Source organism: Tropicimonas aquimaris, assembly GCF_042676185.1.
Classification (GTDB): domain Bacteria; phylum Pseudomonadota; class Alphaproteobacteria; order Rhodobacterales; family Rhodobacteraceae; genus Tropicimonas; species Tropicimonas aquimaris.
The window spans coordinates 120363-132846 of the sequence record NZ_JBHTJT010000038.1; the positions used below are offsets into that span (position 1 = coordinate 120363).

At 66.0% G+C, this 12484-nt stretch carries 11 protein-coding genes; 7 read left to right on the top strand and 4 right to left on the bottom strand.

The annotated features are described in order from the left end of the window. The first annotated feature begins 3 nt into the window (after nt 1-3). The 5 genes from ACFQ2S_RS16990 (at nt 4) to ACFQ2S_RS17010 (ending at nt 4583) form a co-directional block, all read left to right on the top strand. The gene (locus ACFQ2S_RS16990) at nt 4-1140 is read left to right on the top strand and encodes an ABC transporter substrate-binding protein (RefSeq protein ID WP_386076264.1); all 1137 of its coding nucleotides are present in this window, start codon (nt 4-6) and stop codon (nt 1138-1140) included. A 105-nt stretch (nt 1141-1245) separates the two neighbouring features. Beyond that, on the top strand, nt 1246-2169 hold the full coding sequence (locus tag ACFQ2S_RS16995) for a branched-chain amino acid ABC transporter permease (protein WP_386076266.1): 924 nt from the start codon (nt 1246-1248) through the stop codon (nt 2167-2169). Then, nucleotides 2166-3146, top strand: a complete 981-nt coding sequence (locus tag ACFQ2S_RS17000; RefSeq protein ID WP_386076268.1) for a branched-chain amino acid ABC transporter permease — start codon at nt 2166-2168, stop codon at nt 3144-3146. Before ACFQ2S_RS16995 ends, ACFQ2S_RS17000 begins: the two co-directional genes overlap by 4 nt. Then, nucleotides 3139-3891 carry an ABC transporter ATP-binding protein gene (locus ACFQ2S_RS17005; protein ID WP_386076270.1) on the top strand — a complete coding sequence of 251 codons (753 nt, stop codon included), beginning with the start codon at nt 3139-3141 and terminating at the stop codon, nt 3889-3891. The genes ACFQ2S_RS17000 and ACFQ2S_RS17005 overlap by 8 nt, the downstream gene beginning before the upstream one ends. Next, nucleotides 3888-4583, top strand: a complete 696-nt coding sequence (locus ACFQ2S_RS17010) for an ABC transporter ATP-binding protein (protein ID WP_386076272.1) — start codon at nt 3888-3890, stop codon at nt 4581-4583. The genes ACFQ2S_RS17005 and ACFQ2S_RS17010 overlap by 4 nt, the downstream gene beginning before the upstream one ends. Nucleotides 4584-4588: 5 nt before the next feature. Here ACFQ2S_RS17010 and ACFQ2S_RS17015 read toward each other — a convergent pair whose 3' ends face one another. From ACFQ2S_RS17015 to ACFQ2S_RS17030, 4 genes are all read right to left on the bottom strand, one after another. Beyond that, complete coding sequence (locus tag ACFQ2S_RS17015; RefSeq protein ID WP_386076273.1) at nt 4589-5533, bottom strand: 2-hydroxyacid dehydrogenase; 945 nt, start codon at nt 5531-5533, stop codon at nt 4589-4591. 365 nt (nt 5534-5898) lie between these two features. Further along, the gene (locus ACFQ2S_RS17020; protein ID WP_386076275.1) at nt 5899-6420 is read right to left on the bottom strand and encodes a chemotaxis protein CheD; all 522 of its coding nucleotides are present in this window, start codon (nt 6418-6420) and stop codon (nt 5899-5901) included. After that, nucleotides 6417-7448, bottom strand: a complete 1032-nt coding sequence (locus tag ACFQ2S_RS17025; protein WP_386076277.1) for a protein-glutamate methylesterase/protein-glutamine glutaminase — start codon at nt 7446-7448, stop codon at nt 6417-6419. Before ACFQ2S_RS17025 ends, ACFQ2S_RS17020 begins: the two co-directional genes overlap by 4 nt. Before the next feature lie 50 nt (nt 7449-7498). After that, nucleotides 7499-10588 (bottom strand): methyl-accepting chemotaxis protein, encoded by a 3090-nt coding sequence (locus ACFQ2S_RS17030; protein ID WP_386076279.1) that lies wholly within the window; start codon nt 10586-10588, stop codon nt 7499-7501. 292 nt (nt 10589-10880) lie between these two features. On the opposite strand from ACFQ2S_RS17030, the gene ACFQ2S_RS17035 reads away from it, so the two are divergent. Together ACFQ2S_RS17035 and ACFQ2S_RS17040 are read left to right on the top strand one after the other, a co-directional pair. Then, nucleotides 10881-12002, top strand: a complete 1122-nt coding sequence (locus ACFQ2S_RS17035; protein WP_386076280.1) for a 4Fe-4S dicluster domain-containing protein — start codon at nt 10881-10883, stop codon at nt 12000-12002. Between the two features lie 10 nt (nt 12003-12012). Continuing rightward, on the top strand, nt 12013-12483 hold the full coding sequence (locus ACFQ2S_RS17040) for a cyclic nucleotide-binding domain-containing protein (RefSeq protein WP_386076281.1): 471 nt from the start codon (nt 12013-12015) through the stop codon (nt 12481-12483). The last annotated feature ends 1 nt before the right edge of the window (nt 12484 follow it).

Genomic DNA, 12484 nt, shown 5'->3' on the forward strand with positions numbered 1-12484 from the left:
CAGATGAAAATTCTCGGCGCATTGACCACTTGCGCGGCGATCCTCGCGGCCGGCACTGGCTTTGCCGGCGACGTGAAGGTCGGCATGATCACCACGCTGTCCGGCGGCGGCGCGGGCCTCGGCATCGACACCCGCGACGGCTTCCTGCTCGCTCTGAAACAGGCCGGCGCCGACAACATCGAGGTGGTGATCGAGGACGACCAGCAGAAGCCCGACGTGGCGGTGCAACTGGCCGACAAGATGATCCAGTCCGAGAACGTCGATGTGCTGACCGGGATCGTCTGGTCAAACCTCGCCATGGCCGTGGTGCCGGCGGCGACCGCACAGGGCAAGATCTACCTCTCGACCAACGCCGCGCCCTCTGCGCTGGCCGGCAAGGGATGTCACCCGAACTACTTCTCGGTCTCCTACCAGAACGACAATCTGCACGAGGCCGCCGGCGCCTATGCTACCAAAGCGGGCATCACCAAGGCGTTCATCCTCGCCCCGAACTACCCGGCCGGAAAGGATTCGCTCAACGGCTTCAAGCGCTTCTACGAAGGCGAAGTGGTGGGCGAGATCTATACCCAGCTCGGCCAGACCGACTACGCCGGCGAGATCGCTCAGATCCGCGCCTCGGAGGCCGACGGAATCTTCTTCTTCCTGCCCGGTGGGATGGGGATCTCCTTCGTCAAGCAATACGCGGGCTCGGGCGTGGAGCTGCCGTTGATCGGCCCCGCCTTCAGCTTCGATCAGGGCATTCTCGGCGCCGTGGGCGATGCGGCGCTCGGCGTCAAGAACACCTCCCAGTGGAACAAGGACATCGACAACGAAGCCAACAAGGCCTTCGTCGACGGATTCCTCGCCGAATACGGCCGCCTGCCCTCGCTCTACGCCGCGCAGGGCTATGATACCGCCATGCTGCTCGTTTCCGCTGCCGAAAAGGCCGATGTAACGGATGCAGACGCCTTCCGCGCGGCGCTCAAGGAGGCCGATTTCGCCTCCGTCCGTGGCAAGTTCTCCTTCGGCGCCAACCAGCACCCGATTCAGGACATCTACGTCCGCGAAGTCGTCAAGGAAGGTGACGTGCTGACCAACCGGATCCTGGAGCCGGTGCTGGTCGACCACGTCGACGCCTACGCCGCTGAATGCAGCATGTGACCCCGGGATTCCGTTGTTGCACGACAGTCTGAATGAAAGCCGGTCGCGCGCCCCTGCGCGCGGCCTGCCGCTGCCGCCCGACGTGACGCCGGAGCCCGCGACCGCATGAGCCTCTCCCTGCTTCTCGAACAGGTCCTGAACGGGCTTCAGTTCGGCATGATGCTGTTCCTGATGTCGGCCGGGCTGACGCTCGTCTTCGGGGTCATGGGGCTGATCAACCTCGCGCACGGTTCCTTCTACATGATCGGGGCCTTTGCCTGCGCGGGCGTGGCGATGGCCACGGGATCGTTCTTCCTCGGCCTTGTGGCCGCGCTCGCGGCGGCGGCGGTCGCCGGTATCCTGGTCGAGATGCTGGTGATCCGGAGGCTTTATGACCGGGACCATCTCGACCAGGTGCTCGCGACCTTCGCGCTGATCCTGGTGTTCTCCGAAGGCACCCGCTACCTCTTCGGCTCCTTCCCGCTCTACCTCGACGTGCCGCCGCTCCTGTCCGGCGCCGTCGCGCTGCCCGGCGGCATCGATTACCCGGTCTATCGCCTCGCGGTGATTGGTGCCGGGATTGCTCTGGCGGCGGGGTTGTTCTGGCTGGTCGGGCATACCCGGCTGGGCATCCGCATCCGCGCCGGCGAGGCTGACCGGGAGATGATCGCGGCGCTCGGCGTCGATATCGACCGGCTCTACACCATCGTCTTCGCTCTCGGCACGGCGCTGGCGGGACTCGCCGGGGCCATCGTCGGGACGCTGCAATCGGTGCAGGTGGGCATGGGCGAACCGGTCCTGATCCTTGCCTTCGTGGTGATCGTGATCGGAGGCATCGGCTCGATCAAGGGCGCGCTGATCGGCGCGCTGCTGGTCGGGCTGACCGATACGCTGGGCCGCAGCCTGCTGCCGGTCGTCTTCGCCGCCTTCCTGCCTCCATCGGAGGCCAACGCGGTCGGCTCGGCGCTGGCCTCGCTGCTGATCTACCTGCTGATGGCGGGCGTGCTCGTGTTCCGGCCGAGCGGCCTCTTTGGTGCGGTGCGCGCATGATCCGCGAACGCTACCTCAACCTCGCGCTGCTCGCGGCGCTTCTCGCCGTGCCGGTGCTGGCGCAGATCCAGGGTGCCCCCTTCACCATCACGCTCGCCACCAAGATCGCGATCTTCGCGCTGGCTGCCGTCGGGCTGAACCTGGCGCTCGGGCTTGGCGGGCTGGTCTCCTTCGGCCACGCGGCCTTTTTCGGCGTCGGCGGCTACGTCGTCGGAATTCTTGCAAGTCATGCAAGGAACTACGAGCCGTTTCTCACCTGGCCGGTGGAGGTGGCGGGCACCACACAGATGCTGGTGCTCTGGCCCCTCGCGGTGCTTGTGGCCGCGCTCGTCGCCGCCGCCATCGGGGCGCTGTCGCTCCGCACCTCCGGCATCTTCTTCATCATGATCACGCTGGCCTTTGCCCAGATGCTCTACTACTTCGCCGTCTCCTGGCCGACCTATGGCGGCGAAGACGGGCTGCCCTTCTACCTTCGCGGAGACTTTCCCGGCCTGAACACCATGGACCCGATCAGTTTCTTCGGGCTCTGCTACGCCCTGCTGCTCGTCGCCCTCTGGCTGTTCCACCGCCTCCACCGCGCGCGCTTCGGATTGGCGCTCGAAGGCGCGCGGCAGAACCCGGAACGGGTGCAGGCGCTCGGCATCCGGCCGTTCGAGGTCCGCCTCCTGGCCTTCATCCTCTCGGGCGCGATCACAGGGCTTGCCGGCGCGCTCTATGCCGACCTCAACCGATTCGTGAGCCCGGCGATGCTGGGCTGGCAGACCTCCGGCGAGCTGATCGTTCTGATCATCCTCGGCGGCGTGGGGAGGCTCTGTGGGCCGGTCGCCGGCGCGGGGCTGTTCTTCCTGCTGGAGCACTGGCTCGGCGGGCTCAGCGAGTTCTGGCAGTTCTGGTTCGGCCTGATCCTGCTTGGCGTGGTGCTGTTCGCCCGCGGCGGACTGATCGGGGCGCTTGCGAAGGATCAGACCCATGACTGACCCAATCCTCGAGGCACGCGGCCTCTGCAAGAGCTTCGGTGCGCTGGTGGCCTCCGATGCCGTCTCGCTGGATCTGCGGAGCCGCGAGATCCACGCCCTGATCGGACCGAACGGCGCGGGAAAATCCACGCTCATCAAACAATTGTCCGGCGATCTTCGCCCCGATTCCGGTCAGGTCCTGTTCGACGGTCACGACGTCACGACTCTCCACGTCGCCGGAAGGGCTCGCCTTGGGCTGGCGCGGAGCTTCCAGGTGTCGTCCGTCGCCAGCGAATTCACCGTCCTGCAGAACGTGCTGCTGGCACTGGTCGGGCGCGAGCGCGGCGCTTTCGGCCTGTTCCGCCGGGTACTGAACGATACGCGCCTGACCGAGCCCGCCGGTGGCCACATCGCGCGCGCCGGACTCGCCGGGCGCGAACGGGATCGCGCGGCCGACCTCTCCCATGGCGAGCGACGGCGGCTGGAAATCGCGATGGCGCTGGCACAGGCGCCCCGGGTCTTCCTGCTCGACGAGCCGATGGCCGGCCTCGGGCTGGAAGGCAGCGGCGAGATGACCGACCTCCTGGACACCCTGCGCCACGAGGCCCCGATCCTGCTGGTGGAGCACGACATGGACGCCGTCTTTGCTCTGGCGGACCGGATCAGCGTGATGGCCGGCGGTCGCCTCATTGCCACCGGCACGGTCGACGAGATCCGCGCCGACCGGGAGGTCCGCCGCGCCTATCTCGGCGAGGCCGCACCATGAGCGCTCCGTTCCTCAGCCTGCGGGATATCTTTGCCGCCTACGGGCCGGCCGAGGTGCTGTTCGACCTGTCTTTCGACCTCGCCGAAGGCGAGATCGCGGCGTTGATGGGCCGCAACGGCATGGGCAAGACGACCACGATCCGCAGCATCTGCCGCCTGCAACAGCTGACCCACGGCGCGATCCACCTCGACGGGCACGACATCACCCGGCTCGACGCCCACGAAGCCGCACGGCTCGGCCTTGGGCTGGTGCCCGAAGGACGGCGCTGCTTCGCGCCGCTGACGGTGGAGGAAAACCTCGTCGTCGCCGCTCGCCCCGGCCATTGGGACCTCGCCCGCATCACCGAGCTCTTCCCGCGACTCGGCGAGCGCCTGGGCCAGCGCGCCGGATCGCTCTCCGGCGGCGAACAGCAGATGCTGGCGATCGGCCGGGCGCTGATGACCAACCCGCGACTCCTGCTGCTCGACGAGGCCACCGAAGGCCTCGCACCGCTGATACGGCAGGAAATCTGGGCCGCCATCGAGGTGGTCGCGGGCGGCAGCGGGCTGACGACGCTGGTGGTCGACAAGAGCCTCGCAGAGCTACGCGGCCTCGCCAGACGCGCCATCGTTCTGGAAAAGGGACGCAAGGTTTTCGATGGCGCAATGGCCGACCTCACAACCGACCTCTGCGAACGGTACCTCGGCGTCTGATATGATCAGTTAACGGCCGTCAACAAGGGTTTGCCGGCGAAGAAGGCCGCCAGGTTGTCGCGCTGAAGCTGGCCCATCGCGTTGCGGGTCTGCACCGTGGCCGAGCCGATATGCGGGGCCAGCAGCACGTTTTTTAGCGCCCGGAACCGCGGGTCGATGTGGGGCTCGTCGAGGAACACGTCCAGCGCCGCACCGCCAAGCCGGCCGTTTTCCAGCGCGTCAAGCATCGCCGCCTCGTCCACCGTCGACCCACGGGAGATGTTGACCAACACGCCGGTCGGCCCGAGCGCCTCGATCACCGCCGCGCTGACGTAACCTTCCGTCTCCGCCCCGCCGACGAGCGCGACGAAACAGGCGTCGACCGCGCTGGCCAGCGCCACGGGATCGGCGTGATAGGTCCAGCCCTCGGGCACGTCCTTGGGCGAACGTGAATGGTAATGGATCTCGCATTTCATCGCGGCGAGCCGATCCGCGATCTCGCGACCGATCCGCCCGAGGCCGCAGATCCCGACCGTGCGCGCGCTCGCGCTGCGGGCCAGCGGCATCGCCCCGCGTTCCGCCCATTGCCCGGACCGCACCCAGCCATCGGCGCCATTCATCTCGCGGGCCTGCATGATGAACATCGCAACCGCCAGGTCGGCCACGTCGTCATTGAGCACGTCCGGCGTGTTGGTCACCTTGACCCCGCGCGCGCTCGCCGCCGGCACGTCGATCGAGTCGTAACCGGCCCCGAAATGCGCGATGATCTCCAGCCCTGGCAGCAGGTCCATGTCTTTACCCGTAATCGGAGAATGGCTGGAATAAGCCACTGCCCGTGCCGCTCTAGCCTGCGCTGGCAGATCGGCGATCTTGCGCGCATCGTCGATGAGATGGAGATCGTAATCCGCACGCATGGCGTCGATGTCGGTCTCGCGAAACTTGCCGATGGCAATCAGGGTGGAGTGGGTCATGCGGGCGGCTCCCGGTTGGTCTCGAACGCGACCAGACCTACCCTCGAATGATCGGGACGGACAGCGAAATGCGCGGCCTGGCGGGAAATTCCTGCGGCGCCGCAATGCCTTGCGACCGAGCTCACGCATATCGACCGCCACGGATCTTTCCCGGGGTGCAAGTCCGCTCCCGAGCGGGCGCATCCTCCGTCCCGGCTGCAAGTCGGTGGTCTGGGTTGCATGGCACGGGGCCGGTTCCCTGTCGCTCGACGCAGAGATCAACGCGCCTTCGACAGAACGCCAAACGTCGGACTGTTCGCCCGCCTGAGCAGCGCCAACAGCCCTTCGGTTTCGCGGCCACCGGAATTGGCCCCTTGGTCAGCTTCTCAGAAAAGCTCGACGTCGGAACTGCGCAGAATGTCCCGACGAGGCGGGGTTTCCGGCACCCAGGCATCAGAAAGAACACGTTGGCGCGCCTTGCCACTGGAGGGCCAGAATTGCACTCTGCGGGCGCCGGTGCCACCGAGGCTCATGGCCACGACCTCGATCCCCTCGCGCTTGCAGAACTCGACCGCGAACCGGCCGTTCTTCGCGCCTATATCGCCGAGCCCTTGCATCATCCGCGCTCCACCGAAGAGCTTTCCGCGAAGCCGCGAGCGATCGGCTCCCCCCTGCAACAGGCTGTTGATCAGCAGTTCCATGGCGTTTGTTCCATAAAGCGTACGCCGCATGTCGCTTTCTGCCCCTTCCGGAAGCAGGATGTGGTTCATCCCCCCTATGCCGGGGGCTGGATCCCAGAGGCATGCAGCCACGCAGGAGCCGAGCACGGCAGTCAGCATGGCGTCGGGGCTCGATGAGACAACCATCTCGCCCTGGCCGATATGATGTGTGTCGCATGAGGTACTCATCGCGTCCGCCCCGCTTCGGGGGCGGAGGTTTCCTCCAGTATGGCCTCGGCAATCCGGCCGAGCGGAAGGATACGTCGGGCCGCGCCGAGGTCGGCTGCGACCCGCGGCATTCCGTAGACGACACAAGAATCTCGATCCTGCGCAATGCTGCTGGCCCCGGCCTTGCTCAGCTTCAGCATGCACTCCGCGCCGTCCCGCCCCATGCCAGTCAACAGGACAGGCACCACAAGGGGCGCGAAGGATGTCGCAGAGTTGAACAGGTAGTCTACCGACGGCCGGTGACCGTTGACCTTGCCGTCGGCAACCAGATCGCACCACACATCCTTCCCGGACGCGCGCAGCCCAAGGTGATGCTCCCCGCCCGGAGCAATGCGAACCTGCCCTTGAAGAACCTGCTCACCGCCACGGGCCAAAGCCACGTTGGGGGCGACTCGCCGCGCGAGCCTTTCCGCAAAGCTCGCCAGAAACGGCCCCGGCATGTGCTGGGCTATGAGAATCGGCGGAGCATTGCGTGGCATCGACAGCAACACCCGCTCCAGCGCGTCGACGCCACCAGTCGACGCCCCGATCAGAACGATCCTGCCATTCCACCGGAAATTCCCGGATGGCCGCAACTCGGGCCTGGAGGCCCCGGGAAGTCGAGCTTCGGAGGCCACGAACACGCGCTCCGCCAGATCGGCAAGCGTATCCGGGCGATCGGCGCGCGGCTTTCCGATGCAGTCGACCGCACCAAGTTCCAGCGCGTCGATGGCTGCAGAACTGCCGCGGTGGGTCTCGGTCGATAGCATCACGACCGGCATCGGGCGCAGGCGCATCAGCCGTTCCAGGAAGGTCAGGCCGTCCATCCTCGGCATTTCCACGTCAAGGGTCAGGACATCGGGGCTTGTCAGACGAATGATTTCGCGGGCGTCATATGGGTCGGACGCTTCGCCGGCGATCTCGAACCGACCATCCCTGAGAAGGCATTGCCTGATCAGACTGCGCATCGACGGGGAATCGTCGACAATCACGACGCGTTTCAAAGTCATCCCGGACCCGTTTCCTATGTCCTGCACCACTTGCATTCGCAGCCGAATACTCAGAATTCCTCCCAGTCGTCATCGGGGTCGACCCGAGCCGCGCGCATGGTCGATCCGCTCGCGATTGCGAGCCGCGCCGGCGGCGGCACCCTGGTCGCGGCCTCCGGAACCATGGAATTCGAATGCAAAGCCTTGGCCTGAACGTGCAGTTCGATGCCGGTTCGAAAGCCCATCATCGTCTCCGCCAGCGCCTCCGCTTCGCGGGTCAGAGCGTTGCTGGTGGCGGTCGTCTGCTCGAACATCGCCGCGTTCTGCTGCGTCACCTGGTCGAGTTGGTTGACCGCGGCATTGATTTCCAGAAGCCCCGTCGATTGCTCCCGCGCGGATACGGCAATTTCAGAGACATGGCCTGAGATGCCCTTTACGCTCTCGACGATACGCTTCAGGGCCGTGCCGGTCTGACCGACAAGTTCCACGCCGCGCTCGACCGTGTCGCCGCTTGACGTGATGAGATCGTTGATCTCGCGCGCGGCCTCTGACGAGCGCTGCGCAAGCGCGCGCACTTCCGAGGCAACGACGGCGAAGCCACGGCCCGCTTCTCCCGCGCGAGCCGCCTCGACGCCGGCATTCAGCGCCAGCAGGTTGGTCTGGAAGGCGATGTCGTCGATGACGCCAACGATCTTCGATATCTGCTGAGACGAGGTGGCGATCTCGCCCATCGCGTCGACGGCCTGCTCGACGATGCTGCCGCTGCGTTCGGCGTCGGCGCGCGCGTCCTCGACCACCTTATCCGCGAGCGCCGCCCCATCCGCGGCGCCGCGGACGCTGGTCGTCAGTTCGTCGAGCGCGGCGGCCGTCTCTTCCAGTGTGGCCGCCTGGCGCTCGGTTCGACGCGACAGATCCTCCGCCGCCGCGTTGATCTCGTCCGCCTCGCTGCGGATCGCGCCAGCATTCGTCACGACCCGGGACATCGCTTCGCGCAGCCGGGAGACCGAGGCATTGAAGTCGCGCCGCAGCCGGTCGTACTCCGGATCGAAGGGGTCTTCGATCTCGACTGTCAGGTTGCCATCGGCCAGTTCGTCCAGCCCCACCTTCAGCTCTTCCACAACGCGGGCCTGGGCGGCCTCCATCCTGGAGCGGACCGCTTCGGCACGGGCGATTTCCTCCGCGGACCCGGTGGTGTCCGTGCCCATGAACAGATGGCGCATCGGAGCGCCGTCCATATCGAGCACAGGGTTGAACCCGCCTTCGATCCATCGCGTGGCGCCTTCGCCGGAGATCAGACGGAACCTGCCTGCGACCGGTTCACCGCGCCCCAACCGCTCCAGAACGGCATCGCCAGAAACGTCCGAGTCGTGCTCGGACCGAATGAGGCTCAAGCCGTTCTTGCCGATCAGCGAAGGTTCCTGGACGCCGACGCCATCGGAAAAATTTCCGTTCACTCTCAGGATCCGTCCGTCCGGGTCGATCTGCGCCGTGACCATGTGCTCTTCGATCGTGTCAAGGATTGCCTGCTGAAGCTGGCTCTCCGTCACGTCCTGCCATTCCACGACATTTCCAATGTAGCCGCCGTCATCACCGCGGATCGCGTTGATGACCAGGGAGAATCGGACGTCGCTGACCCGCATGTTGATCGTGCACGGCAGGGCCTCTGGATCGTCGAGGATGCCGCGCAGACGGTCGGGATCCGGATGAAAGACCTCAATCGTCTGTCCGACAAGGTTTAAGGGATCGAATTCCGGATAGGTCTCGCGCATGGGTTCTGCATGCTCTTCCATCATCCGAACGAGGGCTTCGTTGACAAATCCGATGCGATAATCGCGCCCGAGCATCATCACCGGCGCGGACGAGGCAGTCAGCGCGGCGCTTTTGGCCTGGGCATCGAGGGAGACGTCGCGCGCAACCAGCAGGGCCTTGCGGAAGTCCTCCAGCGAGCGGGTGATCGCACCGACTTCGTCCTTTCGGGCGACATCGGGAACCGCGCACTCAAGTTGCCCGTCGCGAACCTGACCCATCACGGCCTCGACACGGCGCAGGGGACGGGAGATCCCGTGCGAGAGCAGCCATCCGATGAGGGAGATCAGGGCAAGGAGGCCGGCCGTCTTCATCGCGACGTTCCCGAGATAGGCCCGGGAAGACTGAAACAACACGTCGATCGGTTCCTCCGCGACGATGGCCCATAGCGTTCCGGAGACTTCCACCGGACGAAAGGCGGCAAGGCTCGGTTCGCCGGAGAAGGTGCTCTGCTCGACCACGTCGGTCTTGCCGGCCAGAGCCTCGGCGACAGCGGGCCCTTCCGCGGAAGTCCGGAGGGCCATCGCGGAAGCGACAAGCCGAGAGTCGCTTCGCAGCACGCCGTCCGGACCGACCAGATAAGTTTCCGTGCGTTCGGGCAGTCCGAGATCGGATTGCATGATCGCGTTGACCGGCTCAAGCGAGACCTGGGTGACCAGGACCCCGAGCAAAGTGTCTTGCGGACCGACAACCTTCGCCGCCGTGAAGCCCACAGGTGCGTCCCCGGCCGGTTCGAAATACCGGAAATCGGAGAGAACCACCTGTCCGGGATCGGCCGCCATCGCCGCGTCGAATACCTCGCCAAGACCAGCCGCCGCCGGGCTCGTTACCACGTTCATTCCGAATTCGTCCGCCTTGCGCACCGAATAGACGACGAATCCCTCAGGATCGATCAGGTAGGAATCCCGCAGCCCGTGCAGCGTCACGTATTTCAGAAACTGGTCGTGGAAGGCCGCGTGCTTTCGGGAATACTCCGATCCGTCTCCGGCATCGATCAGCCGCTCGCGCGCGCCGGAGGGATAGGGATTCTCTTCCAGATAGAGCCTGCGGACCGTGGCAACCGGATCCGCGTCGTCGATGTAGTGAAAGCCGAGGCCGAGCCCCATCGCGGCCTGAGCGGTGGTTGGCAGGCCCGCCTGCATTCTGACGTCGAGAATGGTATCGGCAAAGAACGCCTCGATCTCCGCCGCGCGGGCATGGGTCGCCAGTTCGAGCGCAAAGCGGGACTGTTCCACGGACTGCCGCCGCATGTCGAGCCATCCGAGCGCTGCTGTCAGCGAGATCGCGACAGCGGAAAGCAAGGCCACGATCAAGGGCAGTTTCACCGACAGCCGCACGTTGTCCAGTATACGCATTGGATAATCCCCAAACTGGTTTTGCCCCGCGCGCCGAGCCTTCGCGGCCGGCAAAAACCAGCCGCCGGCCAGGGGCGTTGGCGACACTCTTGGCGGCAAGCGATGAAAAATCGCTTAAGTGCGGCCGGAACGGACCAATCTTTCCGGCGTCCTTCGGGGGTTTGACCTGAATCATGACGTCCGCCCGGTCCGCGGCGTTACCATCCACGACGGGAGAGGTCGCTCGCGCAGCCGGCATTGGCCGGTTGAGGCTCCGCGCCCCGGAGCGGCCGCCCCGCAAAGGGAGGTGCGCATGGCATTGCGGTCCTACGCGATCATCGACTCCCCGGCCCCTCTTGTGGCCGCGTTGAGGGACGAAAGCTGGCAGGTGATCGCGCCTGTGGAACGGAACGGTTCTCTCGTGCTCGCACCGATCCGGTCGGCCAACGACCTGCCGCGCGGCCGGGTCGACCAGGCCTCGCCTGGAAACGTGCGGATCGAGGAGGGCCGGCCGGAACGCTGGTTTGACTACACCCTGCCCGCATCCGGCTGGAAACGCTGGCTGTACCCGCCGCGCCGGCAGCTATGGCAAGCGACCCGGGTGCGGGACGCGTTCGACCTTGAAACGCCACTCCCCGATCCCGAGAACGTTGCCTTTATGGGTCTCCGCCCCTGCGATCTGGCCGCCATCGAGCGGCTCGATGCGGTGCTCGGCCCCGAGGGGGCGGCCGATACCGAGTACATGCGCAGGCGGCGGCATATGCTGAGCGTCGTGGTGCAATGCGCACGGGCCGTGGAGACCTGTTTCTGTGCTGGGATGGGCACCGGGCCACGGGCAGAGCACGGTTTCGACCTGGCACTGACCGAACTCGAGACCGGCCTTCTCGTCGAGGCCGGCTCCCAACGTGGCGTCGGCATCCTGGAGCGCCTGCCGTCGAGAGAAGCGCGCGAGAAGGATATCGAGGAAGCCCGTGCGATCTCTCAAAAAACCGCCCGGATGCAGCGCCGCAGCCTACCGCCCTCAGCGGCCCAGAACATCGCGCAGGCCCCGGACCATCCGGAATGGGACCGGCTTGCCGCTCGGTGCCTTGCCTGTGGAAACTGCACGCTGGTCTGCCCAACCTGCTTCTGCACCGATGTCGAGGACACCACCGACCTGTCGGGCAAACACGCCGAACGTTGGCAGGTATGGGACAGCTGCTTCGCCACCGCCTTCAGCTTCCTGCACGAGGGGCCCGTCCGGACCTCGGTCCGGTCGCGGTACCGCCATTGGCTGACCCACAAGCTCGCGACGTGGTACGATCAGTTCGGCACCTCGGGCTGCGTCGGATGCGGTCGCTGCATCGCCTGGTGCCCGGTCGGCATCGACCTCACCGCCGCTGCCGAGGCCATCGCGCAGCCAGCGTCCCCAAAACCCGCATCCAAAGGAGGTTGAGCCCGCCCCCATGACCCGCATAGAGATCGAAGCCCTTCTCGCCGATCACCCGGACTTCCACCAGTTCACCGCCGCCGAACGAGCACGGCTGGCAACCTGGGCCCGGGAGGAGCGCTATCCCGCCGGCACCACGATCTTCAACGAGGAAGATCCGGCCGACACCGTTTTCCTGCTGCTGGAGGGTGACGTGGCGGTACAGAACGCGCTTCCGGGCGGCCCTCCGGTGATCATCGAGACGCTGCATCCGGGCGACATGCTGGGATGGGCCTGGCTGGTGCCGCCGTTCCGACGGATGTCGGACGCGATCGCCCAGACCGACGTCCGCGCGGTCGGGCTGGATGCGGCCGGCGTGCGGGCGCTGTGCAATGCACATCCCGAGATGGGATATCGCCTGTTCCAGAACTGGCTGCCGCACCTCGTGCAAAGGTTCCGGAGCCAGCGACTGCAGATCCTCGACGTCTATTCGGAAAGACCCAGGTGAG

Excerpts from the sequence above, each read along its gene's own strand:
- ACFQ2S_RS16990 (WP_386076264.1), top strand. The coding sequence starts at position 4 with ATGAAAATTCTCGGCGCATTGACCACTTGCGCGGCGATCCTCGCGGCC.
- ACFQ2S_RS16995 (WP_386076266.1), top strand. The coding sequence starts at position 1,246 with ATGAGCCTCTCCCTGCTTCTCGAACAGGTCCTGAACGGGCTTCAGTTC.
- ACFQ2S_RS17000 (WP_386076268.1), top strand. The coding sequence starts at position 2,166 with ATGATCCGCGAACGCTACCTCAACCTCGCGCTGCTCGCGGCGCTTCTC.
- ACFQ2S_RS17005 (WP_386076270.1), top strand. The coding sequence starts at position 3,139 with ATGACTGACCCAATCCTCGAGGCACGCGGCCTCTGCAAGAGCTTCGGT.
- ACFQ2S_RS17010 (WP_386076272.1), top strand. The coding sequence starts at position 3,888 with ATGAGCGCTCCGTTCCTCAGCCTGCGGGATATCTTTGCCGCCTACGGG.
- ACFQ2S_RS17015 (WP_386076273.1), bottom strand. The coding sequence starts at position 5,533 with ATGACCCACTCCACCCTGATTGCCATCGGCAAGTTTCGCGAGACCGAC.
- ACFQ2S_RS17020 (WP_386076275.1), bottom strand. The coding sequence starts at position 6,420 with ATGAGTACCTCATGCGACACACATCATATCGGCCAGGGCGAGATGGTT.
- ACFQ2S_RS17025 (WP_386076277.1), bottom strand. The coding sequence starts at position 7,448 with ATGACTTTGAAACGCGTCGTGATTGTCGACGATTCCCCGTCGATGCGC.
- ACFQ2S_RS17030 (WP_386076279.1), bottom strand. The coding sequence starts at position 10,588 with ATGCGTATACTGGACAACGTGCGGCTGTCGGTGAAACTGCCCTTGATC.
- ACFQ2S_RS17035 (WP_386076280.1), top strand. The coding sequence starts at position 10,881 with ATGGCATTGCGGTCCTACGCGATCATCGACTCCCCGGCCCCTCTTGTG.
- ACFQ2S_RS17040 (WP_386076281.1), top strand. The coding sequence starts at position 12,013 with ATGACCCGCATAGAGATCGAAGCCCTTCTCGCCGATCACCCGGACTTC.